The sequence below is a fragment of the Polystyrenella longa genome (assembly GCF_007750395.1).
Lineage (GTDB): Bacteria > Planctomycetota > Planctomycetia > Planctomycetales > Planctomycetaceae > Polystyrenella > Polystyrenella longa.
Genome location: NZ_CP036281.1, coordinates 5,312,975 through 5,337,242 on the forward strand (window position 1 = coordinate 5,312,975; position 24,268 = coordinate 5,337,242).

The 24,268-nt window shown below is 50.4% G+C and carries 17 protein-coding genes; 7 read left to right on the plus strand and 10 right to left on the minus strand.

Translation table 11 applies throughout. From position 1 onward, the window contains the following. Positions 1-391: 391 nt before the first annotated feature. Together Pla110_RS19605 and Pla110_RS19610 are read right to left on the minus strand one after the other, a co-directional pair. Positions 392-2,047, minus strand: coding sequence for an SWIM zinc finger family protein (locus Pla110_RS19605; RefSeq protein ID WP_144998371.1), 1,656 nt, complete (start codon positions 2,045-2,047; stop codon positions 392-394). After that, a complete protein-coding gene (locus tag Pla110_RS19610) occupies positions 2,037-5,084 on the minus strand; it encodes a HEAT repeat domain-containing protein (protein WP_144998373.1) in 3,048 nt (1,015 codons plus the stop codon). The genes Pla110_RS19605 and Pla110_RS19610 overlap by 11 nt, the downstream gene beginning before the upstream one ends. A gap of 470 nt (positions 5,085-5,554) precedes the next feature. On the opposite strand from Pla110_RS19610, the gene Pla110_RS19615 reads away from it, so the two are divergent. The 6 genes from Pla110_RS19615 to Pla110_RS19640 all read left to right on the plus strand — a co-directional run bounded on the left by Pla110_RS19615 (position 5,555) and on the right by Pla110_RS19640 (position 15,329). After that, positions 5,555-6,574 carry a formylglycine-generating enzyme family protein gene (locus Pla110_RS19615; RefSeq protein WP_197440314.1) on the plus strand — a complete coding sequence of 340 codons (1,020 nt, stop codon included), beginning with the start codon at positions 5,555-5,557 and terminating at the stop codon, positions 6,572-6,574. Between the two features lie 104 nt (positions 6,575-6,678). Further along, positions 6,679-7,656: an HAD family hydrolase gene (locus tag Pla110_RS19620; RefSeq protein WP_144998375.1), complete on the plus strand. Its 978-nt coding sequence runs from the start codon at positions 6,679-6,681 to the stop codon at positions 7,654-7,656. Between the two features lie 493 nt (positions 7,657-8,149). After that, positions 8,150-9,451, plus strand: a complete 1,302-nt coding sequence (locus tag Pla110_RS19625; RefSeq protein ID WP_231742630.1) for a carbohydrate porin — start codon at positions 8,150-8,152, stop codon at positions 9,449-9,451. Between the two features lie 594 nt (positions 9,452-10,045). After that, positions 10,046-12,418 (plus strand): arylsulfatase, encoded by a 2,373-nt coding sequence (locus Pla110_RS19630; RefSeq protein WP_144998378.1) that lies wholly within the window; start codon positions 10,046-10,048, stop codon positions 12,416-12,418. A gap of 361 nt (positions 12,419-12,779) precedes the next feature. Continuing rightward, on the plus strand, positions 12,780-13,754 hold the full coding sequence (locus Pla110_RS19635) for a YybH family protein (RefSeq protein WP_197440315.1): 975 nt from the start codon (positions 12,780-12,782) through the stop codon (positions 13,752-13,754). Positions 13,755-13,829: 75 nt separating this feature from the next. After that, positions 13,830-15,329: a hypothetical protein gene (locus Pla110_RS19640; protein ID WP_144998382.1), complete on the plus strand. Its 1,500-nt coding sequence runs from the start codon at positions 13,830-13,832 to the stop codon at positions 15,327-15,329. A 116-nt stretch (positions 15,330-15,445) separates the two neighbouring features. Here the strand turns inward: Pla110_RS19640 and Pla110_RS19645 are convergent, their stop codons facing one another. From Pla110_RS19645 to Pla110_RS19680, 8 genes are all read right to left on the minus strand, one after another. After that, the gene (locus tag Pla110_RS19645) at positions 15,446-16,357 is read right to left on the minus strand and encodes an SDR family oxidoreductase (protein WP_144998384.1); all 912 of its coding nucleotides are present in this window, start codon (positions 16,355-16,357) and stop codon (positions 15,446-15,448) included. Between the two features lie 280 nt (positions 16,358-16,637). Beyond that, entirely contained in the window at positions 16,638-17,366 is a 729-nt protein-coding gene (locus Pla110_RS19650) for a phosphatase PAP2 family protein (RefSeq protein WP_144998387.1), read from the minus strand. 126 nt (positions 17,367-17,492) lie between these two features. Next, a complete protein-coding gene (locus Pla110_RS19655) occupies positions 17,493-18,623 on the minus strand; it encodes an ABC transporter permease (protein WP_144998389.1) in 1,131 nt (376 codons plus the stop codon). Further along, complete coding sequence (locus tag Pla110_RS19660) at positions 18,620-19,321, minus strand: ABC transporter ATP-binding protein (RefSeq protein ID WP_144998391.1); 702 nt, start codon at positions 19,319-19,321, stop codon at positions 18,620-18,622. Before Pla110_RS19660 ends, Pla110_RS19655 begins: the two co-directional genes overlap by 4 nt. Before the next feature lie 42 nt (positions 19,322-19,363). Continuing rightward, positions 19,364-20,920 carry an efflux RND transporter periplasmic adaptor subunit gene (locus tag Pla110_RS19665; RefSeq protein WP_144998392.1) on the minus strand — a complete coding sequence of 519 codons (1,557 nt, stop codon included), beginning with the start codon at positions 20,918-20,920 and terminating at the stop codon, positions 19,364-19,366. Continuing rightward, the gene (locus Pla110_RS19670) at positions 20,920-21,435 is read right to left on the minus strand and encodes a hypothetical protein (protein WP_144998394.1); all 516 of its coding nucleotides are present in this window, start codon (positions 21,433-21,435) and stop codon (positions 20,920-20,922) included. The genes Pla110_RS19665 and Pla110_RS19670 overlap by 1 nt, the downstream gene beginning before the upstream one ends. A 104-nt stretch (positions 21,436-21,539) precedes the next feature. Continuing rightward, positions 21,540-22,694, minus strand: a complete 1,155-nt coding sequence (locus Pla110_RS19675) for an ABC transporter permease (protein ID WP_144998396.1) — start codon at positions 22,692-22,694, stop codon at positions 21,540-21,542. A gap of 145 nt (positions 22,695-22,839) precedes the next feature. Continuing rightward, positions 22,840-23,268 (minus strand): hypothetical protein, encoded by a 429-nt coding sequence (locus Pla110_RS19680; RefSeq protein WP_144998398.1) that lies wholly within the window; start codon positions 23,266-23,268, stop codon positions 22,840-22,842. Positions 23,269-23,554: 286 nt separating this feature from the next. On the opposite strand from Pla110_RS19680, the gene Pla110_RS19685 reads away from it, so the two are divergent. Next, on the plus strand, positions 23,555-24,220 hold the full coding sequence (locus tag Pla110_RS19685) for a MarC family protein (protein ID WP_144998400.1): 666 nt from the start codon (positions 23,555-23,557) through the stop codon (positions 24,218-24,220). Positions 24,221-24,268 lie beyond the last annotated feature (48 nt).

A 24,268-nucleotide genomic window follows, 5' to 3' on the forward strand; every position in this document is an offset into this window, starting at 1 on the left:
ATGTTCTTGACGCCACAGCTTGACGCCACAGATAGAGATTAACTGTTACCCTTTAGAGGGCTTTTAAACTGCTTACAAAAATCACTATGTCCCCGACGGACGGAACAGCCGGTAAGACTTCCCTTCGAAAGGCTCTCAGGACTGGACCGCTCAACTCAAGCGGGCCACCTAGTAACGGTCAATTGAATCCAGGGGATTCACACTGCAATTACCGTTACTAGGTGACAGCCCGCACAGTCACGAGTGGGCCAGTGATGCGGTTCCTATCAATTCACATGAATGGCGATCCACCATTCGGGTTGCAAGGCTCACTTCACCGGCTGCTCCGTCTGACGGGGACAGGTTCAATTATAATTCATTCCTTTTATGATTTTGGTTCTCTCATCTCTCCCTAGGTCACATCCAGTTGGTCACGACGCGCATGACACATTCTTAATGCGAGGATATGTTCGCAGGGACCTTTTCGCAACTTGTTCTGCTGATACCAGTTGCAGGTACATTCCGCATCGCTGATTTGTTCGTCCCGATTAAGGGATAATGTAGGTTCATACAACTGGCTCTGTTCCTGCACGGTGCCTGTCAGTTGGTGGTTTCCATTCGCGTCAACAGCAGCCACAGTTACTTGAACGCTCTGTTCATCGAGAAACCGGACGGCGTTTTCTTCCCGTTCGTTTGCGAATCGCAAATGCTTCATCGGCAGAGGTTCACGGGTCAACTCACGGAGACGATACACCCCTTTGGTTCCGTCCCAGATGGCACGGCCCGCTTGCGTGTAAGCAGCTAAGGCTCCAAGTACCACAGAGCGATCCAGACCGAGCTGAGTCGCCAGCCGATCGGGTGTTTCGTACCAGGTCTCTTTTAAAGTATTGAATACTTTCTCGCGGGTAAATTGATCGACATCTGCTCGCGAGGCCAGTAAATCGAACTGGCCTGCACGTGACCAGTCATTCGCCGTCCATCCGGAGAGTCCCAGCGTAAATGCCATATCACCAATGTGAGCGGTGTAAAACGAAGGCATCCCTGTTCCTAACAACTGCACAGTAAAGCGGTCCGCGATAGGGATTAATCGTTCGAGAATATGCAATCGCCGCCGGCCCCAGACACGGATTTCTTGTTCGGTATTCCCCTGGTAAACGGATCGTGGACATTCCAGTTCCGTCCCCCAGGGATCGATCACGATCTTGACGGGCGCCCCCGGTGTGAGCTGAAAACGGAGTGATCGTGGTCCAACCAATTCCCGGTGACGCCGTAGGATCAAGCAGAAATTATGCACATCCATCGGATGGAGGTCGATCGTTGCTGCCGGGAGAGAGAGCGCCGAGCTGACTTGCAGGAATCCACGAACCCAGCTGTCAGGCAAGTCGATCTTGATTTCTTTGTGTGCCTCTTCGCCGGAGGTCTCGACTTCGAAGCCAGTAGGGTCGATTTCGAACTGCGTTGTTTTATAACTCCGTATTTTTTGGAATTCATCGTAGAGCGAAGAGGAGTAATCAATATTGGTGGTTCCACAGGAGAACTCACCGACGTTCTGGAACACCTCGTAGCCTATTGAGAGCCGTCCATAACTCGATTCATCCTGACTGAAACACTCAAAAAAGACTTCATCGGGATGAACGGTGATGACAGGATCGAGAACCAACCAGGCATTGTAGTCTCGAGTAAGCAGGTATTTGAAATATCGAGCCTGAGCTGCGTAGTACGGAGTCCATCGTTCGTTCCGTCGCTGATGCAGAACAGCGAGTTCCGCCTGAATCTCGTCAATTTGCTGTGCTAGTTCCTGCTTCTGGGAAGCGACTTTCGCCAGATCGATTTCATTCTGTCGTTCGGCCCACTGCTTGTAGGCAGTTTTATCCTTGGGTTTCCATCGCAAGTCAGAAACAACGACATCGTGCAGCGTACTGATCGCTTCACGAAAGGCAATGCTCTGTTTTAATTCTCCGCGAAAGAATGTCGGCAACCGCAGAGTGTCGGGAGCAAACGACATGCTGGTCCGGGAACCGCTGTTCTCAATCGAGGTGATCGATTGGTAGTTGTAGTTAAACTCCATTTCGCACCTCCACCGGTTGCAACTGCAGAATCGTCGGCAAAGTAGGATACCTGGCGTGAATCGCCAGCAGAATTTCAATCGCCCGTGATTTGTCACCGATTGCCGCCGTGGCCGACTGTCGGTTCAACAGGTCGATAACGACTTGAGCATTCGCCTCTGACTTCGATGCCTCCTGTTCGAGAAATCGATAAACACGATTCTTCACCACCCGCCCCCGGTTCACACGCGAGAGGACGGAGGCAAAGAAATATGACAGTCGGCGTAAATGTTCGCCGTCATCACCTTCGTATTGACCTAACAAACTGGAGGCAAAAAGCTGCATGTCGCCACTGGGATGTTCGCTGAGTTTGATAAGGTATTCTTCGGCATGCTCTTCGTCGAAAGCCCGGGTAATCAATTCGCGACCAAACTGCTGCACATCGGGCCTTGTACTGTCGCAAATAGCGATTTGCATGTCGGGCGATAGTAGTTCACTCTCGACCACGTTCTCGCGGAAGTACTGGAATGCAAACTGACGACTGTCGTCCCAACGAGTATCGAATAACTTGATGGCGGCAGGCAGGTCTTTCCGTATCTTGTCAACATCCTTCCGGCACCATTGCCGGGCGATTTGTCTGACGTCAATCAAATCATGATCGGCAAGCACGACTAAGTCATAAACAGAAAGTTCAATCGAATCCACATTCGTCTCGAGCAATTCCGCCCCCAATTGCTGGGCCGGTCCGGATTTCGAATTCAACAACTGCCACACTTGTCTCGAGGGGACATCATTCAGAAATCCTCTTAAGTCACTACACAGCAATTGCATCGTGTAGGTAGGAACCCCTTCGGATGCTCCAGAGATAAGAAGTGCTTCGACGAGACGTACGGATATCTGGTGACCAAAAAGACTGTCGGACTGGGCCAATTCGATCAGCGTGGGACGCATCAGTTCCCGGATCTTCTCCTGAGGATGGCGAATCAGTTGGAAGACGATCTCTTCATTCTCTTTCAACACTTCAGGCGATAACTGCAGGAAGATTTGTATGCCCACATCAACCACGATTTCCTGCTTCGACGAGAGCAGGGCAACCAGTACGTCGACGGGAGGAGCTTGTCGAAAGGTATCATGCAGTAGAATGAGTTCCCCTGCGAAACGTCGCAATTCAGGCACACGATGCGCTGCGAGGTACAGTAGGACATCGAGATTGACTCTTTGAAGATCCTTCTCAAAATTCTCCAATAACATCTGGCTCAGCTCAGCGGCGAGACGACTATCGATCTCATCCAGTTTGTAAAGTCGAGAAAAGATCTGTTTAAGTATTTCGCGACGGACAGTTGTTGACAGATCCACCTCACGAAGTACCTGCCGAGCATGCTGACGTGTTTGAGGTTGAGGACTGGCGAGTAAGGCAACAGCAAAGTCACTGTTGGCAAAAAGAGTTTCCCTCACTGGAGTGATCCACTCCCAGGCTTGTTTCTGTGCTTCATCATAGCTGCAATTGGCGAGTGCAGTAAGAAGATCGAGATCAGGAGAATCGGCATCATACCGAGGGCGGGCAAGTTCGAGTGCGTAATGATTGGTGACCGTGTAGGGCGTTTCCAGTAGCGAAATCAGAGAGGACGATTCCATCTCGTTGCAAAACGAAGGGCAGTCCCGCAAGACGTGAACTCCGAAGTGATGAACCTTCTCACAGCAACTGACTGTCAACATTTCAAAGACAACCTGGGGTTGTTGTTCCCACAGTTCCGGAAACGCTTCTTCCCGCACATTGTTTAATAAGCCATCGTTTCCTTGATACTCTTTTTGAAAACAAAAGTAGCGACGTGCCTTGTCCAATTCGAAGCGAGGGCTGTTTCCATACAGGAGTTGATTCAACGCCAGATAAGGAGCATAGGGTCCGTAACGGACGGTGATACTCTGGTAACGATAGGTTTTTGGAATGGGAACGTAGGTATATTTTTTTCGTTCAGGGACAGCATCTCCGTCGGTGTATTGCCGTAGCAGATGAGCCGCCATCGGGACGAACTCGGGTTGTTCCAGTTCGGCCATTCGCTTAAGCGTCCACCAGATGCGACGACGGAAGTAGAACTTACTCTCTTTACGAAAACGATCTCGGCCACTTTTGGTCGTTTCAAAGCGATAGGCGAGGATCCCAAAGACCTCAGCATCGCATCGCAATTCGGCCGCTTTGAAGATGTGCCGCAAGGCTTGGAACAGATCGTGTTTGAACTCAGCTGACTGCAACCAGGTCAGCAGCACCGGTCGAACGAACTCATTGTTGAGAAGGTACAACGATTCCATCACCAACGCCGTTTGTTTGTCGCTTTCATTACGGAACTCTCGCAAATCTTTTTCAAACAGCTCAATCGGACCATCCAAAGCCGATTTGAGAAGATTGTCGGGGAGTCCATGTAGCTGCTGTTCGAGAAATCCCCGTTGTTCTTCACCAGTAAGAATTTGAGCCAAGGCTACAGTAGCAATACGCCGTGCATGAGGAGCGTTATTTTCGTCGTCGATGAATAGGGACAGCGCCGCGCGGCTGGCCGTACCGCCCAGTCGCCCCAAAGACCAGGCCACGGCATAATCGAGCATCGGGTCACCACTACCGAGGAGCGAGATCAACACGGGTTCGGCTTCATGGAGTCGAAACTCCCCCGCGCGCCAAACTGCCCGAGACAACTTCCAGGAGTGATTCGTATCCTTGTCCCTCGAAAGCCGATTCAGGATCGCCTGTTCCCGCGCGGTTAGTTGACTTGCTGCTTTCGTTACCTGGGCCTCTGCTTCCTGCTCGCTCAGTGGGGCGATGGCCGTGTGCGTGGTTTCTCGATATCCTTTGGTCGTTTTGGAAGTCACCAGCTCCTCGAACATCAGTTCTGCATCCGAAAAAGAAAGAGGCTCGTCCGTATTTGTTCCTTCTGATAGCGTAGTTCCCCGGTGTCCATGACGAAAATTGACCACGAACTGATCCGGTCCAATCTCGCACAGGTCGATTTCATAGATTTCGTCCGAGTTCCCTTCACGGAATTCGAGAATCACCTGTTTGTGCAATTTCATGGAACGCCCTCTAGAGACTCAATCAGTGGTGCCACTTCAGTATCGAGACCGACATTCAGAATTTCAAGGGGAATGTGTGCGGGTGGTGGATAGTGATTACGAGTCCCGTCTGTCGCTACAGCCAACACAACCCAGTGGTCAGCCCCCTCTGTACTTTCTTCCAAAACCCATTCACAACAATGGATGCGTCGACAAATAGTTGCAATTTTTCATGAAGCGAGGGCTATTGTTTGTTGAATGTGCCCGCTTTTCGATTAACACTGAAATATGATGAATCATTTTTTGAATCCCAAAATGAATCATTTCGATGGTTACCGAGAACCTTAACTGTCTGACCCACTAACCACTAAAGTGACCAATCGTTTAATCAATCACTTATTAGAATAAACTCTCTGCTTTCTCATAATCTGGTAAGTCGAATTAGGAACGCAGAACATTACTGAGGTGCTTCCCGAGCACCGGAGAAATAAATGCGAAAATACGCCATCACGGCGATCTCTCTGGCCGTCGTTTCCTGTGCCGTTCTATCGGTTTGGGCCCTGGTAGATTCTGATGCCCCACCCGGGGATGCTCCGCCGGGAATGGTTTGGATTCCGGGTGGTGAATTCACCATGGGAATCGAAGACCGCCGATTTCGGGACACGACTCCACTTCACAAAGTGAAGGTGGACGGTTTCTGGATCGATAAGACCGAAGTCACGAACGCGCAGTTCAAAGAATTCGTGGATGCGACAGACTATGTGACCGTCGCGGAGCGGAAGCCGACTCAAGAAGAATTTCCCGGGGCTCCTCCGGAAAATCTATTCGCCGGATCGGTTTGTTTTTCTCCACCTGCAGGCCAAGTCCCCTTAGACAATCACCTTCAATGGTGGAATTACGTCGCGGGTACCAGTTGGAAACAACCCGAAGGGGAAGGTAGTAACCTGGAAGGACGCGAGAACCATCCTGTGGTACACGTCGCCTATGAAGATGCACTCGCCTTTGCGGAATGGGCAGGAAAACAGATACCAACTGAAGCCGAATGGGAGTATGCCGCGAGAGGTGGACTCGAGCAGAGTAAATTCGGCTGGGGTGATGAATTCCAACCGGATGGCGAATACATGGCGAATACTTTTCAAGGAATTTTTCCTAACGAAAACACGTCTCAAGACGGATTCGTCGCCACGGCTCCAGTCGGTTCCTTCCCGGAGAATGGATACGGATTATCCGACATGGCAGGCAACGTGTGGGAATGGACCAGCGACTGGTATCGGAACGACACTTATCTCGAACGTGCTAGGCACGAAGATCTCTCGGTGAACCCGAAAGGGCCAAGCCAGGAAGAATCTTTTGACCCCATGGAACCGGGAGTTCAAAAACGCGTTCAAAAGGGAGGCAGCTTTCTATGTACGGACCAGTATTGCACACGTTATGTACCGGGAGGACGAGGCAAAGGAGAACCTTCAACCGGGACGAGCCATACCGGTTTTCGTTGTATTAAAAAGAGATAAGTAACAGACAACAAACAACTCATTAAAACCAACTTCGTGGTTAAATTACGACAACGTTTGTAGAGAGTTTGCTCTAGACACACACTTCAGACGAGGATTAAACAATGCTGCGATGTATTTTACTTTCTTGTAGTTTTTTGCTGATGGGAAACCTTCTCTCAGCTGCGGATCCGCTTTCTTCGTGGAATGAGACGGAAACGAAAACGAAAGTCATGCAATTTGTCGGCTCGATAACGGAAGAAGGAGGGGAGCAATACGTTGCTCCTGAAGATCGGATCGCGGTGTTCGACAACGATGGTACCCTCTGGTGCGAACAACCTTTTTACAACCAATTGGCGTTCGCTCTCTATCGGGTCCATCAGCTGGCGCCGAGCCATCCAGAATGGAACGAGAAGGAGCCATTTCGATCTGTTCTCAATGGCGACCTCAAGAAAGTGTTCGCTTCGGGAGAAAAGGGAATTCTTGCGTTAGTCGCCGCCACCCACTCCGGTATCACAGAGACCGAGTTTAAAAATGCAGTTATGGACTGGACGAACCATTCGGAACACCCCCGATTCAAACGCTCTTATCTGGAATGCGTTTACCAACCCCAGTTGGAACTATTGGCCTATTTGCGAGCGAATGGCTTTAAAACTTATATCGTCTCGGGCGGAGGAATCGATTTCATGCGTCCTTGGACAGAAGAGGTCTATGGCATTCCCCCCGAGCAGGTCGTCGGCAGTTCAAGCAAAAGCAGCTACGAAGTTCGTGAGGGAGTAGGGGTGATCGTGAAGCAACCAGAGTTGAATTTCTTTGATGACAAAGATGGGAAGCCAGTTGGGATACAACAGCACATCGGCAAACGTCCGATTCTGGCATTCGGAAACTCCGATGGCGATTTCCAGATGCTGGAATACACCACTACTGGAGACGGCCCACGTCTGGGGTTGCTCGTTCATCACGATGACACCGAGCGGGAATACGCGTATGACCGTGATTCTCATATTGGACAACTTGCACGCGGCCTCGACGAGGCGAAAGCACGTGGCTGGGTGATTGTCAGTATGAAGAACGACTGGAACGAAGTTTTCCCGGCGGAATAAATCTCGCTGACGACTTTACCGAAGAGAGCGAACTGGTCCAGCAAGTTATTTTAACTGAGCCGTTGGTACCATCGCCGCTGAAACTTGGAGCCGCCTATCATTTGCTTCGGTCCCGAAGCAAATGATAAGCCTCGTCCGTGCGCCTCACGAAGCATATGGTCGTTTCGTAAGTAGATTTCATCTTGCGGAAGTGGTGGCGACCCGGTTCAACAGTCTCCAGAACGGCACACAAAGTCTTCCAGCCTTAGCTATTCTCAACAAACGAAAAAGTTTTCCTGTGCGGAACAACCTTAAGATTTCTACGGCGTGCGGCAATTTTTCATCAATGCGATTTAGTCCTACAATCGATTCATTCCGATGGAAAGGATAATTCCTTACTATTCCGTCGACCCTGCAGAAGAATGCCACGAATATGCTCGGACTAGATTTATTCCAGTTATCGTCCCGTTGTCGAGTTCCTGTTTGTATCGGCTTAGGACTGGTATTCTCAGTCATGCCTCAATCGGCCGAGGCTCAAGAGAGTGATTTCTCTGACCCCGAAATCCGGCCGATCACCTGGTCTACCGAGACATGCGATTCCTGTCAGGCCGCAGCGATGCCCTGTCCGTGCGAGTCGTGTGGCTGCAGCCAAGGCTGCGACGATCATTCGCTACCGACATTGAACGAACTTCTTTCGTTGCCTGAGCATGGCATTGTAATGGAAAATAATGTCACCCAGTTTTATATGGGTGTGGTAGAAGGTGGCCAGGAGCATGAGTTCCGATATTCCGGACATGGCGACTATCTGATTAATGCCGATTTTTCCAAGATGGGTGGACCGGAAGGACTTTTCCTGAAATTGCGTGCCGAACATCGATTTGGTCAATCCATGTCAGGGACGACAGGAGCTCTTCTCCCCTCGAACGTCGCGGCAGACCTTCCCGTGGCAGACAGTGAAGAGGTTTATCTCACTAACGTCCTGTTCACTCAGATGTTCTCGGAAAACTTTGGTGTCTTCGCAGGTAAGACCGACACGCTGGATGGAGACATGAACGCCTTCGCTCATGGACGAGGGATTAAACAGTTCTCGAACATGGCATTCGTCGCGACGCCGATCGCTCTCCGTTCGATACCTTATTCGAGCCTGGCGACGGGTTTCGTCTGGCTGGAACAGGGAGAACCAATCTTCACCTTCACCGTCATGAACCCAACGGACACCACCCGTACCTCTGGGTTTGACGAGCTATTCGAAGAAGGGGTCGCCCTCATTCCTGAACTGCGATTACCGACCAACTTCTTTGGGATGCCCGGGCATCAGCTTTTCGGAGCCACCTGGAGCAGCCGAACGTACACTGCCCTGGATCAAGACCCGCGTATTATTCTTCCGAACGTACCTGTGGCAAAATCGTCGGACACGTGGTCGCTGTATTATAACTTTGATCAATACCTGTATGTGGATCCCTGTGATTCCAAGAAAGGTTGGGGGGTGTTCGGTCGTGCTGGAATTGCCGAGGCCGACACGAACCCGCTCGAATGGTTCCTCAGTTTTGGTATTGGAGGAAACAGTGTCATTCATGGACGTGATGAGGACACCTTTGGTGTTGGTTATTACTATGCAGGAACGAGTGATGAAATTGCTCCCTTCGTCCAGAATGCGATTGGCGGGATTAATGACGGACAAGGGGTAGAGATGTATTACAATATCGCTGTGAATCGTTCTCTTACGATCACTCCAGACGCACAGGTTATCATCCCCGCCCGAGACCAGATTGACACAGCGGTCTTATTGGGTGTACGAGCCAATCTGACATTCTAACCTATGAACACATAAGTTCAGATCAGACCAGCCGGTTTCCCGTTCGCATACATGAACAGGAAACCGGCTTTTTTTATTTTCCGGTGGAAATGCTGAAACACATACCACGGAGGAGCAATTCCCGATGCACGGCATAAGAGTTCCATCGGCAACGCTTTTGAGCAGAGCATTTCACTTCAACGATTAAGATTTTGGGAAATCGAGAATCGCCATGTCCCTTTTCTCTGGATCTCTTGACTGAGCGGATCTAGGCTGGAACATGAGCTACTTAGTAATACTAATTAATTCGACTCACGATTTAGTATCACTCTGCTGAGCCAATTCACGTCTTTAACTTTGGCTTTAACTTCGGCATGGTTAAACAGCACACAATCCTTCTCGCTGAAATGAGGGATCGCTGATGAGAATGTGTTCTGCGAAAGGGAATCGATTATCCATCACTGAATTCTTTCGATGACTCGGATCACGATGATGGTTCGTCTTGATCGTAGAATCCAACTCATGGAACGACCTGTAGCTTCAATTGATTTCATTGACTCATGTAGTTTATGAAACAGCATTTTACAATTCACATCATCCGCTTGAGGTTTCACCATGGTCATTGCGCGCAAGCCTGTCCGATTGTCGCTGGTATCGGCTTTATTCACTCTAGTTTTCACAGTCTTCGTAGGGTCATCCTCGGTCAGCCAGGCTGAGGAATTACTCCCCCGCCCGGAGAAACCATTTAAAGGTAAGATCGGTCTCACCTACAAAGATTCGACCGCCGTCAAACCCGAACTAAAAATCCCAGCCACCTTCGGACTTGAGAATCCGCCGAACATACTCATCGTGTTGATTGATGATTGTGGTTACGGGCAGATGGGCACCTTCGGAGGTGGGATTCCGACACCGACGTTGGATCGCATCGCGAACAACGGTCTCCGATACACACGTTTTCATACCACAGCATTGTGCAGTCCGACTCGTGCCGCCTTGTTGACGGGGCGTAACCATCATTCCGTAGGAAGTGGTGTTATCGGTGAAGCGGGAACCGGCTTCCCCGGCTACTCGGGAATCATACCTTCTTCCGCTGCGACCTTTGCCGAAGTTCTCCGTGAGTATGGATACGCCAATGCATGGTTCGGAAAAAACCATAACGTCCCTGACTGGGAAACCAGTCTAGTAGGGCCCTTTGATCGCTGGGCCAGTGGGCTTGGTTTTGACTACTTCTACGGTTTCGTCGGTGGAGATACGGATCAGTTTCATCCCGCACTTGTGGAAAACAAAAAACGATTAGAACCTCCCAAAACAAACGAAGATGGTTCCCCTTATCACTTCACAACCGACATTGCGGACCATGCCATTCGTATGATGCGAGCCTCCAAAGCGGTGGCACCTCAACGCCCGTTCTTAACTTACTTTGCGACGGGTGCCACCCATGCGCCACATCAGGTTCCTGAGGAATGGTCAGATAAGTTCAAAGGGAAATTCGACGGCGGCTGGGACAAATACCGCGAAGAGACATATGCTCGCCAGCAGAAAATGGGAATCATTCCTCCAAACGCCAAGCTGACCCCACGACCTGATTCACTGCCAGCCTGGGATTCCGTTCCAGAAAAAGAACGACAGGTATATTCCCGAATGATGGAAGTCTTCGCAGGCTTTACAGCTCATACCGATCATCAGGTCGGTCGAGTGGTGGATGCTATCGAAGAGATGGGAGAATTGGATAACACCCTGATTATCTATATGGCGGGTGACAATGGTGCGAGTGCCGAAGGAGGGCTGGAAGGTCTTGTAAATGAGATGACCTTCTTCAACGCGATTGAAGAACCGCTGGAAATGAAACTAGACGCTCTCGATACACTCGGAAGCGACAAGCATTACAACCATTTCCCCGCTGCCTGGGCGTGGGCAATGGATACTCCGTTTCAGTGGACCAAGCAGATTGCCAGCCACTTTGGAGGAACTCGGAACGGGATGGCCATGTCCTGGCCGAATGGAATCAAAGCTCGCGGGGAAATCCGTGACCAGTTCCATCACGTGATCGATATCGCGCCCACGATTCTGGAAATCGTAGGTGTGGATGCTCCAGATCAATTCAATGGGGTCGCCCAGAAGCCGGTCGAAGGAGTCAGTATGGTTTACACCTTTGACGATGCCAATGCGGAAGACCGACGCACAACCCAATACTTCGAGATGCTCGGTAACCAGGGAATTTATCATAATGGTTGGATGGCCAGCGCCTTGCGAGGAATCCCGTGGGAAAGCGAATCCCCTCCGATCGATCTGCTGAACATGCCATGGGAGCTGTATAACATCGAGGAAGACTTCTCTCAGGCCAATGATCTGGCCAAAGTACATCCGGAGAAACTTGAAGAACTGGTCAAGAACTTCTTTGCTGAAGCGGCCAGATATCAGGTCCTACCACTCGACGGTAGGAAAACCGAAAGGTTGAACGTCGACAATCGCCCCAGCCTTACTGCAGGACGCGACACTTTCACCTATCCAAACCTATTACGTCTTCCCGAAGGGGCTGCCCCTGACTTGAAACATAAGGATCATACCATCACGGCAAAAGTCACTATTCCTGAAGGAGGTGCTAACGGCATGCTTCTTACCCAAGGTGGCCGTTTTGGAGGGTATGGATTTTATGTTCTAGACGGCAAGTTGATCTACAACTACAACCTCGTTGGCGTAGAGCGCTATCTCGTCACTTCGACTGGTGATCTGCCAACAGGAGAAGTCACATTCCAGGCGAAGTATGTTACAGATGCAGACAAACCGTTCGCCCCGGCTACGGTCACTTTGTTTGCGAATGATAAACAGGTGGCAGAAGGTCGAGTTAAAAAGAGTATTCCCAACCGGGTCACGCTTGATGAAACACTCGACATCGGGTTCGACACCGGTACGCCCATCTCCGATGAATATGAATTACCGTTTCGTTTCTCGGGAAAGCTCAACACTTTGACGATCAAGCTTGATTAATAGCAAACTCGCTGAAGAACAAAGTGGATTGGCTACACCTGATTTATCCTCATCGTTTTTGCTACAATATGTTCTGAATATCGAAATTGCTTGGAGTCAATCCCACCTTTTCAGACGCCAAAACTTGGCAGGGGCTCTTTCTGTTCAGCATTTTTTAAGAATGTTCGTCGTTGCTGGAATGGCTGAGGAGAAAAACGCGGGAGAACAAATCCCTGAGTCAGACTCCGAGTTCAATGGTGTCTCCATGGTCCCATTTGAGTTGAATTGATTTATTCACTTTTGCTTAGACGATCCTTCAATGCTATTCGATAATATTAAATCTGCTTTTCAGTCACTTATTCTTCCAGGAAAAGAGTGTGCCGTGAATAAGAAGTTATTAACAAACATCCCAGCGTTTATCAGCGTGTTCTGTATCGCCGGTCTTCTCTGTGCTGACGAACCTCCCACAGCTCCTCCGGCAACGGAGGTTAAAGAAGCACCCGCGGCCGTCTCCACTAAAACTGAGACTGCAGTGGAGCCCACCGCAGATCTCAAAAAGGCTCTCGATGGTTATGTATCTGCTTACAACGAACGTAATGTTGATGCACTTCTGAGTTACTGGAGTGCAGGCGGTGTGTACACCACTTCCAACGGCAATCAGATCCAAGGCATCGAAGAACTCAAAGAGTCATTCACCAGTTATTTTGCTGATCTCGACAAAAGCACTCGCTTAGAAGTTCCTGAATACGAGCATGAAATGATCTCTCCCAAAATCGCCCGGGAAACAGGCATCGCAATGCTGTATCAGGAAGGACAAGATCCCGAACGATCCGAGTATACGGCCTACTACATTCGCGAAGGCGATGAATGGAAGCTCGAAAGTCTGGAAGAATTGGTCATCGTTCCCGAGGTGTCTAACTACGAACAGCTTCAGCCGCTGGAATGGATGATCGGCGAGTGGGTTATTGATGGGAACAAGTCTGACACCACCGTCACCTTTACTAACAAATGGACGATGAATCAAAACTTTATCATCTCCAACTTTACAATCACGACTGATGGCCAAACAGAAATGTCAGGGGCTCAACTCATCGGCTGGGACCCTGTCGCAGAAACACTTCGGTCCTGGATATTTGATTCGCAAGGTGGATTCGGAACAGGGAGCTGGTCTGAAAATAATGGGCATTGGTCTCTTCGCATGCTGTTTCAGACGAACGAAGGAGAAACAGCATCTGCAATCAACATTTACACTCCAATCGACATGGATACTTATCAATTTGAATCCGTTAGTCGTGAACGCGGAGGCCAACTGCTTCCCAGTATCGAAAAAGTGACTGCCCATCGTGTGGTCGATTAATCCTTCGATAAGTTGCCTACGCATCATTATTTGCATATCAATACAGTCTCCAGTTCATAGTCAGGAACCGGTTCAATGAAAAGAATAATATTCCTGTTAGCCATCGTAATATTTGCGATGCAAGTATCTGACGCCTTCGCCCGCGGCGGGCGTGGCGGTGGCGGCGGTCACCGAGGTGGCGGAGGTCATATCGGTGGAGGTGGAGGACGCCCCAATATCTCTCGCCCTTCGCCTTCGATGAGTCGTCCGAATGTCAGTCGCCCCAGCGTGAATCGCCCCAGCACGCGACCAAGCGTCAATCAACCAAGTGCAAACCGGCCCAGCGCAAACCGACCCAGTACTCTGCCAAGTACAAACCGACCCAATGTGAGTCGTCCCAACACGAACCGACCTGCCGGAAACAACCGGCCCGACATTAGCCGACCGGACAACAATCGTCCGAATGTTAATCGTCCCGGTGGAAACGGATCGATTGCCAATCGCCCAGCGGGAAACAGGCCGCAAACTCTGCCGGGCAATCGCCCCAGCAGTGGCGACTTGAAAAACTTCCTGGATCTGCCCGGCGACAAACTTCCGTCGAACCGCCCTGACATCTCCAATAAACTTCCGGGTGACCGCAACCCAGGAGACCGTCTTCCCGGAAATAATAATCCAGGCGACCGTCTACCGGGAGATCGTAATCCGGGAGACCGTTTACCCGGCGATGGCGGCAAACCAGGAGATCGATTTCCTAATGCAGACCGGCCTGGTAAAGATCGCCCGGGCGATGGTATCGCTGATCGCTTCCCGAATCGCGATCATGGTCACGACAAGTGGGCCGACCGGAAAGATAATATCGGAAACGATATGCGTCATCGCTATGACCATTGGGCCGACAACGTCCACGATCACCACCACTGGGATGATCATTACAATCACTGGCACGATCATTACGATCACTGGCACTTCCATTGGAACAACTACCCTAGAAACTACTGGTGGCGAGCAGCAACCTGGACTGCAATGGGAACCTGGTTCCTCAATCCTTGGAATCAACCTTACCAGTATGACTACGGAAACACGGTCTACTATCAGAATGACACCGTTTACTATCAGGACAAACCTGTTGCTTCAGCTGAAGAGTATGCGGGACAGGCCGAGTCAATCGCGGCTGATGTACCTGAGGAAATTCCTGAAAAGATTGAATGGATGCCTCTCGGAGTGTACGCCATAAGTAAAGACGATTCCGGCGAGTCAAACATGGCACTGCAGTTAGCGGTCAGTAAAGAAGGCTACATTGTGGGCTCGTACTACAACACAACCACTAACAACTCCGTTCCTGTTGAAGGGACCGTCGACCGTAATTCGCAACGAGCTGCCTGGAAATTATCAGAAGGGGACAGCGATACCGTCATGGAAACTGGGATCTACAATCTGACCCAGGACCAGACTGTCGCCCTTGTTCACTTTGGTAAAGATCGGACTGAAGAGTGGTTGATGGTCCGTCTGGACGAGCCTAAAGATGATGGAGAGGCTGGAGCCACTTCCGATCCCGCAACTCCCCAGACTGCGCCGGACGCTTCCAGCGGGAATTAACGATTAAGTTTGAACTGAGTATTCTACACCTCTCTCTGTCAGCGACAGAGAGAGGTGTTTTTATTTAAGCCGCATTGTTGCAATGTTTTGAGATTGCATCCGAACGTAGGTAAGAATCACGCCGGTTGTCCCATTACGGGGAGAATGACTCCAGTGATGTAACTGGAATCCGCATCGCTGGCAAGGAAAACATAACTGGGAGAGACTTCCTCGGGCTGTGCAGGCCGTTCCATCGGTGTTGATCCCTTCTCTTTTCCAAACATAGAAACATCTTCTGCAGTCATTCCGGCATCGGCAGGATTCAAAGGTGTCCATACTGGCCCGGGTGCCACACAGTTCACCCGAATCCCTTTATCAAGCAATTCTCGTGAAAGACACTTTGTGAGCGAATGAATTGCTCCTTTGGTGGCACCATAGTCTGGTAACTGGGGGCTTCCCTGTAATCCGACTTCCGAACCCGTGGCAATGATGGCCGAGCCTGGCTCCATATGGGGAACGGCTTCGCGTACCAAACGCAGATATGCATACACGTTCGTCTTCAATGTACGGTCGAGTTCCTCTTCGCTAACTTCAGTCACCGACGATTTCCGGTTTTGCCAAGCCGCATTGCTCACGAGAATATCGATGCCACCCAATTCGGATACGGTCGTATTAATGACTTCTTTACAGAATTCTGCCGAAGTTAAATCCCCTTCAATCAGAATGCATTTACACCCTACCTCTTCCACTGCTTTCTGTGTTTCTTCAGCATCGGTTCGTTCGGAGGGTAAATAAGTGATCGCCACATCCGCGCCCTCTCGGGCATAAAGATAGGCAACGGCTCGTCCAATTCCCGAATCTCCTCCCGTCACGAGTGCCCGCTTCCCTGTCAGCTTGCAAGCCGCCTGGTACCGTTCCGCACGCCATCGTGGCAGTGGATCCAATTTGGATTCCAACCCGGGTGACTCCTGATGCTGCTCGGGAAACGGGGGTTTCGGTTCGGATTGCATTAATGGTTTTTTATCTGTTTGAATATCAGTGTTTGCCATTTTAATCGATCTCCCTGTCATGAAATGTTTCGGCGCGGGGCGCATGCTGGCGTCTGTCATGCCAGCTTGGACGAATAACAACCAAGCTCTTTCACATGATCTCGTAACAGACAGCATTCGGCTCGCTATACACTCTGAAGATTTATTCAGAGCGTGCCTTTAACCTTGTTACAGACTCGACTGGGAAGGATTTGCAAACCATATGCCAACCGACCATAAGCAGGTCGTTAGTCAGCGAGAGATTTAAAACAGCGGGCTATGAAGCTCTGAAATGCAGCGATTAATTAGCTGAGTCGCCGTTCTTCTCCTCTTGTAGATGCCCATGCTGTTGCATCCACCTGGCGACCAGCCAACAGAGAATCGCCCACACGAGACCGGCCGCCCACCCCGCCAAGACATCGGTTGGATAATGAACACCGAGGTAGACGCGACTTAACCCGACCGCCACTGTTAACAGAAGTGAGATACCAAGAATAAATACTCTCAGGCGGCGTCTTTTCACCGCAGTGACTAATATTGTCCCCAACGTAAGGTAAATCACGGCAGACATCATTGAATGTCCGCTGGGAAAACTGCTGGTGTAAACTTCTGCCAAGTGAGGAACGACATCAGGCCGCGGTCGTTGAAACCACCATTTCAAGCCATGGCTTAAGAATAAGCCACTAATCGCGGCGATCAGCAGGGTAACCATCGTGCGGTGCTTACCATCCAGCCACAAAAAGCTTGCTGCTGCCAAGGTAAAGAAAGTCAAAATCGCATAGCCCCCAAGCGAAGTGACGTCTCTGCCCAGTTCACCCATCCATCCCGGACCAATTGGCTTGCTGGGATCGTCCGTTTGACGCATCGACTCTAAGACCCACACATCAAAGTCTTGTGCCTCTCCTTCCAGAACATTGTCAGCAAGATCGATGAAGGCCCAAACACTGAGTACGGCGATTAATAAAGAGACTAGAACGGCAGGTTCCCGACCACCAAACCACTTGACGACTCTTTTCAACGTAGGCAACATCAATCGCTCTCTCAATCCAAGTTCAATGTCTACTGGAGGTTCTGAAATCGACAGATAGATGCCTGTTTGACATTTTTTAAGTCGTTGTTTTCAGTAATGACTTCTCGCGAAGTTAACTTGTCTACTTTAATCCCGCAATGCATTCACCAGTGGAACAAAAGCAGCCTGACAAGCTGGTACGATACCGGCGATAATCCCTGTCAATAAAGAGATAATCACCCCCATATAAAGCAAAGATGCAGAGGGTCGAAAAGCGATGGTGGCCCCTTCGGCCCCGATGGCAAATCCACCGAAGGCAAGCAAGCCATTAGCAATCAAGGTCCCCGCCAGTCCGCCCAGTAAACAGAGAAAAGTGCTTTCCAGCAGGACCAGACCGATGGTCCTTAATGGTCGCATACCGATGGTTTGCAGAACGGCATATTCCTTCATGCGATCTTGCACGCTCATCACAGTCGTAGTCGCGACGAGAGAAAGAACCATCCCCACGCAGGCGTAACCTAACCAGTGCGCGAAGCCGATCAGGTCGACCAGGTCAGAAAGTGTACTGGATTGAAAGGCTCCCTTTCGTCGTGTTTTGGTCGCGACAGGCCCAGCCCCCAGCATCTTGTCAATCCTACTGGCGATCTGATCCGGATCTGCCGATTCGGACACCAGCACTTCATGTTGCGTCACCACGCCGGCAGTATCTAATCCACGGGTATACTGCAAGAACTGGAGGCTACTGTAGATCAGATTTTCTTCCGATGGAACATCCGAACTGAAGATACCCACAACCTGCACAGACAGTTCGCCAATCGAAAACTGATCGCCTACGGACAGGCCGCGTCGCTGGGCGACGTTTTTGCCGATGATCGCGGAATCGTCTCCTGATTTGAATCTGGCCCAATCCCCTTCGATTAACTTCAGAGGTCGTTGTTTACGAATTTGTTCGGGGTGGGCACCGTTGAACACGACTATATCCAGGCTCGCTCGACAGTTGTTTGTCCAGACCTGGATCGGCATGACGTCTGCCACTCCGTCGAGCTTTTTGATTTGCCGTGCATAGTCTTCCGGTAATCGACTACTGGTCGGACAAAACCTGTTCTCCTGAAACACAATCAGACGCTGTTCCGCATCGGGGCCGGTGACCAGACGGTTCAAGCCCTCTTGAACTGAACCGACAAAACAGTAGACGAGCATCGCAACCGTGGCGCCAGAAATCGTCAATAACGAGCGTGCCCGATGACGCCACAATGTTTTAAACACATATTTGATCATCTCACGTTCTCCAATTCAGACTCACCTGACGGAACAAGTTTTCCCCGGTCAAGTAATAACTGTCGTGTCGCGATTTGCGCAACATCCCGATCGTGCGTGACCATTAACAAGGTGATGTCCAGTTCTTCATTCAAGCGTTTTAAGAGGACTTGAATCTGCTCACTCGTTTCGACATCGAGACTTCCCGTGGGTTCGTCCGCCACGACGACTTTGGGATGAGCCACGATTGCCCGGGCAATCCCGATTCGCTGTTCCTGTCCCCCTGACAGTTGCCGGGGGTAATGGTTTGCGCGATCGGAAAGCCCCACTGCTTCCAAAGCAAGGTTCACCCGTTCCTGCCGTTCGCGAGAAGACAACTTGAGCAGCAATGTGGGAAGTTCGACATTCTCATAGGCGGTGAGGACGGGGATGAGATTATGTGTTTGAAAGATGTAACCCAGGTTAGCCGCACGCCAGTCAGCCAGTTTACTGCGGGACAACTGGGTGATATCCGTTCCGGCAACGATGATCTTTCCGGAATCGGGGCGATCTATTCCACTGACGAGATTCAGCAACGTACTTTTTCCTGTACCGCTGGGGCCCATCAGAGAGAGGAACTCACCTGCTTCAATTTCCAACGTCACCTGATCAAGAGGAGTGATCGTCTCATCTCCCTTACGGAAACTTTTGGAAACGTTATGTAATTCAACCAATGCCATTCTGGTTTTGTCCTTCATGCAATCGCATTTTCTTTGGCACGTCTATTTCATCCCGAGAGTATGATCTTCGCCGGTGACAGTGACCGAGTCGCCCTCTTCCAGATTTTCAGGTAAGGGATAAATCAGCTTATCCGTCAGGTTCAATCCTTCGGTGACTTCGATCAGCCCTGCTGCGGTTTCATTTCCGGTGGAGACCGATTGCCGATGAGCTAACTCTCTGGAATCGACGATCCACACAAACTGTTGTTGTTCAGCGGACTGAATGACGGACTTGGGGATAAGGATACGGTTGACCTGTTCGACTTGACTGGAAGTAACATTCGTTTCGGGTGACAGAAAGGTAGCCGTGACCAGCATTTCCGGTCGCACATTCACCTCGGGATCAAGCAATTCGACTTTCACTTCGAGCGTGTTTTTTTGAATGTTGGCCGTGCTTGTAGGTTGCAGTACCCTTCCCTTCAACTTCTTCTTCGACGACGCCGTTTCGATTTCCACGGGTGCACCTGGTATGACTCGCGGAACATCTTCCAAACGCACATCGGCTCGAACCTGCAATCGGTCCGGGTCGTACATTTCGACGACTGTACTTGAACTATGCATTCCGTTGTCGCTCATTCCAAGAACACGGGAGCCGGGGAAAGCAACTAATTTGAGAATGCGTCCCGATACAGGTGCCTTAATTTGACATCGCTCAAGAGTGATTCGAGCCATTCGCAGTTCGACCTCTGCCTGTTTACGTTGTGCGTCCGCGGAGATGACTTTCGCCTCCGCCTCTTTCAATTGCCGTTTTTCTTCAACCAGTAATTCCAGCCCAGAAGTGAGCGCTGTTACTTTCTGCTGTAGAGCAATCATTTCCTGCTCTAAGTTTTTACGCGACTGCAGAAGTTCTTCGAGGTTCGCGTTGGCTTCGGTAAATTGGCTTTCTGCCTGTTGGAGAATTCTCGCTGCAATTGCTTCACGTGCGGCCCGCTTGCCATCTCTGTTTTGAGTCGCGAACTCCAATCGAGCTTGGGCGGCATCGATTTGAAATGGAAGTCGATTGATTTCCGTCCGGACTTTGGCCAAGCGACTTTCCGCCTCGGCGATCGACGCCTGCAAATGAACTGGTTTCTCCAAACGGACCCGAGCCGCCGCTTCTTCTGCCTGAGCCCGTTGTAGTTCTCCTTGCCGCAACATGAGATTGTTCTGAGCCTGTTCGACTGCGAGTTCCGAATCGATCGAGATCAACCTTGCAATGGGTTGGGCTTTCTCGACACGGTCTCCTTCCACGACCAGTAGTTCCTCGACAATCCCCCCAGTTAACGCGGCAACGCGGATGGCAGTGGGACGAGGTTCAATCCAACCTGCCGCCTGAAACAAAGGCGTACCGGCCTGTTGCACTTCGCCCTGCTGTGTCAGAACCGACATCACCGTCACTGAAGTCGCAGGAACGAAACTTCGTCCAGCGGCTGCAGTGAGGATGGCGAGAAAGACAAGCAGAATTCCTGCAGGGAATACGTAACGACTGAGCCATTTTTTAGGCCGACCAACCCCCGGAGTTGATTTCTCCGGGGATCGGTTTAAGGCTAACTTACTCAGATCAACAGAAGTCTCTGGCATCACTTATCACCTGATCGAACGAAAACTTTACTGGCGGACACAGTTAGATTTCCTGCTTCGTCCTTGCTGGCTTTACCTTCTACGACAACGGTCGAAAGCTCTTTGACGTTCAGGAGTTTTCTTGCATCGGCGGCCAGGGGTTTTCCGTTCTCGTCCACAAGTTTGACGGTCGCGATGTTGTTTTTGACCTGGTCTTGCGTGCAACAGTAATCCCAGGGAGTAGGACAGCCTTCCTCAGCCGAACAGAAGGGGACTTCGGGATCGACTACGGTAAAGGCGGCCAGACCATCCACAAACGGATCGTGTGATCCACCAATCACGCCGACGACAGTGACGGATTCCTCATCCTGGGCCGATTCACGAGCTTTGCCAATCGGGAGTGCGTCGGTCGGTTCGATCGAAGCAAGATAAGTAGAATCACCAGCCACCGATGCTGAAGGAGAATCGTCACCAGAACCAGCACATCCCATGACACTTAGGGACAGACCACACATAACTAAGAAGTTCCATTTCATTGGAGTTTTCCTTTTGATTAGATTAAGAAGTTAACTGAAAGTTGGCCTGAATCCCTCCGAAGGGTTTCAGGATAGTTTTTAATATTTTGTTTAAATCAATTCTGCTAAACCGCTTTGATACTGATGGCTACGGACTCTCTAAGGGCCTTGATCGCCGGTGGGATCGCTCCCAGGATGCCAATGAGTAAACCAATGCCATACCCCACGAGAATCGAAATGTGGTCAAACGAGAGCTGGAAGGCCCCCATGGTGAAGCGGATTGAAATTCCATTAATGAACACCACAATCAACAGACCCGCCATGATCGACGCCAATGCCGCCAGCAGGACGCCTTCCTGAATCAAGGTGATCAGGATAGCACGGCGGCGAAAACCAATGGCCTGTAACGTGGCGAGTTCACGAACGCGACCGGTGACGGCTCCGTACATCATGTTCATTCCCGCAAAGACACCTGCTCCCGAGACCAGTAAAACCACTAACCAGGCGAGCAGACGAACCGGTTTGTAGTGCTGTTGTAATGAGTCGTAATATTCCCGTTCTCCCAGAGCCTGAAGTTCCAGATCGAGTCGTTCCTTACAGAACAGACTGACTTCGGCGGCGGTTGATCCGGGTTCGAGTTTTAATGCCACCAGGCTGAGATCCTGCCGCTTAGTTGCCGTTTGTAAGTCGGTCAGGCGGCACCAGATTTCAGATTCGCTGGCACTCCCCTGAGCTGTAAATCGGCCACTGATTTTCCAGGTTTGACCTTCGAATTCCATGCTGCTTCCAATTGATAGTGCTTCGTCCGCTACTCCCAATTTCGTTGCCGCCAGTTGCCCAACCATGATTTCACCTTCTGCTGGCCAGGTACCTGCAACAATCAGGACATTTCGGCGAACGAGAGGGGCCCGTGTTGTTACTCCTCGTACCAGACCGAGACCTTCGGTTCCCGATGTTGAGCGCATGCGAGTCCCCATATAAATTTCAGGCGATACATGCTCTACTCCGTACCTCTGTTGTGTTCCTGAAATGCTTGCCGCTAGCAAAGAAGGGACATTGGCGGATATCGCAGAGTTCTCAATGTTTTCTTCAGCACTCACTGAGTAAATGAGTACCACGCTCTGATCACCGCTGGTCGAAAGCGATTTTTCCAATCCACGGATGAATCCCACAACGATGAGCACCAGCAACACGACCAGCGTGAGAGCAGTTAGCGTCAACAGGGTGCGCATCGGTCTTCGAGAAAGATTACGAACGCCATATTCCCACGGTAGAAGCATTTTCAGCCCATTTATAATCAGAACATATCCGCATTGACGGAAGATCAGTCCAACCAATCGAAATCCCTGTATAACATAGGATTTATTGGTCGAATCACGAAGGAAGCATGTATCTCAACTGCATTATACAGGAGACATCTTCTGATTAAATGAGCCAAGTTTGAAGCGCAGCATGTGCGCGTTCGTCGCCCGCTTGATTTAAGAAGGCGAGGCTATGGTATTCGAAACCATTTTCGCTAATGAAAGAGCTGATTAGAACATCAGACTTGAGCGTCCAACCGGGAACGGACGCCAACATGGGCAGGTCATGCAGAGAAAGAGTCTGGTTAACAACCGTCGCTCCTTCACAGACGCAATTGGCACAGTCACAATCGCAGGGATTCGATTCTGTTGGAGCGGGAACAGCGTCTTCTTGACCAGATTTTACTTCCTGGCAACAGACACAACCTGGTGAGACCGGTTGGTCCCCTTTCTGAAGGGTAGATGCGCACGCTAAGCCGTCCGCGTGCAGGCAGTTAAGTGGGCACACAAGTAAGGCGGCTATCAGCGATAAAATCAAAGAATACTGTCTCATACTTGCAAGTATAGCCCATAGGACCGTTCGGCGACAAGATAATTTTGTCCCCCACGTTCTTCGAAGAGACCAATTCAAACAGACATTTGGTTTAGACGGACCGCAATCTCGCCTTGTATTGCGGTCTCAGGAAAATACTCCAGAGGATGAGATTCCCTCAGTGAATAGAGCATCGCCGCTTACTCTGGTAGGATGACATTTCTGTTCGCGAGGTCGTCTTATTCGCGACGTTGCTGTAAACGTCATCCGCTATCGCGATATTAGAAATACAGGGTCTTCAAATATAATGACTGAGTTCTATCAGAATGCAATTACGGTTTTCATGGGATTCTTTGCCATTATGAACCCGTTAGCGAATACCGCAGTCTTTCTTGGTCTGGCAGGGAATCGTCCCTCAGCAGAGCGAGCCAAAATCGCCGTCAAAGCACTGTTGGTGGCCTTCGTTATCGTCGCTCTGTTTTGTGTTATAGGGAAAGCATTATTCGAGTTGTTTGGGATCACGTTACCGGCATTGAAGATAGCGGGGGGCATCCTGGTCTTTATGATCGGTTACCAGATGCTGCACGGTAAAAAGTCCAAGATGCATCATCCGGCTCCCAATGCAGGTGCGGAAGCAGACTATAAAGAAGAGGGGGAGGAAGGTGAGGGGGAGGAAGACGAAGACATCGCGATTTCTCCTTTAGCGTTGCCGATTCTCGCGGGGCCGGGCACCTTGGCGACGGCCATGAATTTTTCAGCCGGGGGAGGCTTCACCAAGATCACCGTAACGATCGTGGCCTTTGCCATCCTTTGTCTCATCACTCTGGGTTGTTTCCTCATGGGAGAGAAGCTGGTCAATCGACTCGGGGCCAGCGGACTGCAAATTGTCTCGCAACTGATGGGCTTGATCATGGCAGTCATTGGAACCCAAATGTTTATCGAAGGAGTGGCTGCTGCCATGAAAAGAATTTGATGCGTCTTTTCCCTTTTTAAGCCTACCCATTGAAAGATAGAAATGGGC

Coding starts and splice junctions, on each gene's coding strand:
- Pla110_RS19605 (WP_144998371.1), bottom strand. CDS start 2,047: ATGGAGTTTAACTACAACTACCAATCGATCACCTCGATTGAGAACAGC.
- Pla110_RS19610 (WP_144998373.1), bottom strand. CDS start 5,084: ATGAAATTGCACAAACAGGTGATTCTCGAATTCCGTGAAGGGAACTCG.
- Pla110_RS19615 (WP_197440314.1), top strand. CDS start 5,555: ATGCGAAAATACGCCATCACGGCGATCTCTCTGGCCGTCGTTTCCTGT.
- Pla110_RS19620 (WP_144998375.1), top strand. CDS start 6,679: ATGCTGCGATGTATTTTACTTTCTTGTAGTTTTTTGCTGATGGGAAAC.
- Pla110_RS19625 (WP_231742630.1), top strand. CDS start 8,150: ATGCCTCAATCGGCCGAGGCTCAAGAGAGTGATTTCTCTGACCCCGAA.
- Pla110_RS19630 (WP_144998378.1), top strand. CDS start 10,046: ATGGTCATTGCGCGCAAGCCTGTCCGATTGTCGCTGGTATCGGCTTTA.
- Pla110_RS19640 (WP_144998382.1), top strand. CDS start 13,830: ATGAAAAGAATAATATTCCTGTTAGCCATCGTAATATTTGCGATGCAA.
- Pla110_RS19645 (WP_144998384.1), bottom strand. CDS start 16,357: ATGGCAAACACTGATATTCAAACAGATAAAAAACCATTAATGCAATCC.
- Pla110_RS19650 (WP_144998387.1), bottom strand. CDS start 17,366: ATGTTGCCTACGTTGAAAAGAGTCGTCAAGTGGTTTGGTGGTCGGGAA.
- Pla110_RS19655 (WP_144998389.1), bottom strand. CDS start 18,623: ATGATCAAATATGTGTTTAAAACATTGTGGCGTCATCGGGCACGCTCG.
- Pla110_RS19660 (WP_144998391.1), bottom strand. CDS start 19,321: ATGGCATTGGTTGAATTACATAACGTTTCCAAAAGTTTCCGTAAGGGA.
- Pla110_RS19665 (WP_144998392.1), bottom strand. CDS start 20,920: ATGCCAGAGACTTCTGTTGATCTGAGTAAGTTAGCCTTAAACCGATCC.
- Pla110_RS19670 (WP_144998394.1), bottom strand. CDS start 21,435: ATGAAATGGAACTTCTTAGTTATGTGTGGTCTGTCCCTAAGTGTCATG.
- Pla110_RS19675 (WP_144998396.1), bottom strand. CDS start 22,694: ATGCTTCTACCGTGGGAATATGGCGTTCGTAATCTTTCTCGAAGACCG.
- Pla110_RS19680 (WP_144998398.1), bottom strand. CDS start 23,268: ATGAGACAGTATTCTTTGATTTTATCGCTGATAGCCGCCTTACTTGTG.
- Pla110_RS19685 (WP_144998400.1), top strand. CDS start 23,555: ATGACTGAGTTCTATCAGAATGCAATTACGGTTTTCATGGGATTCTTT.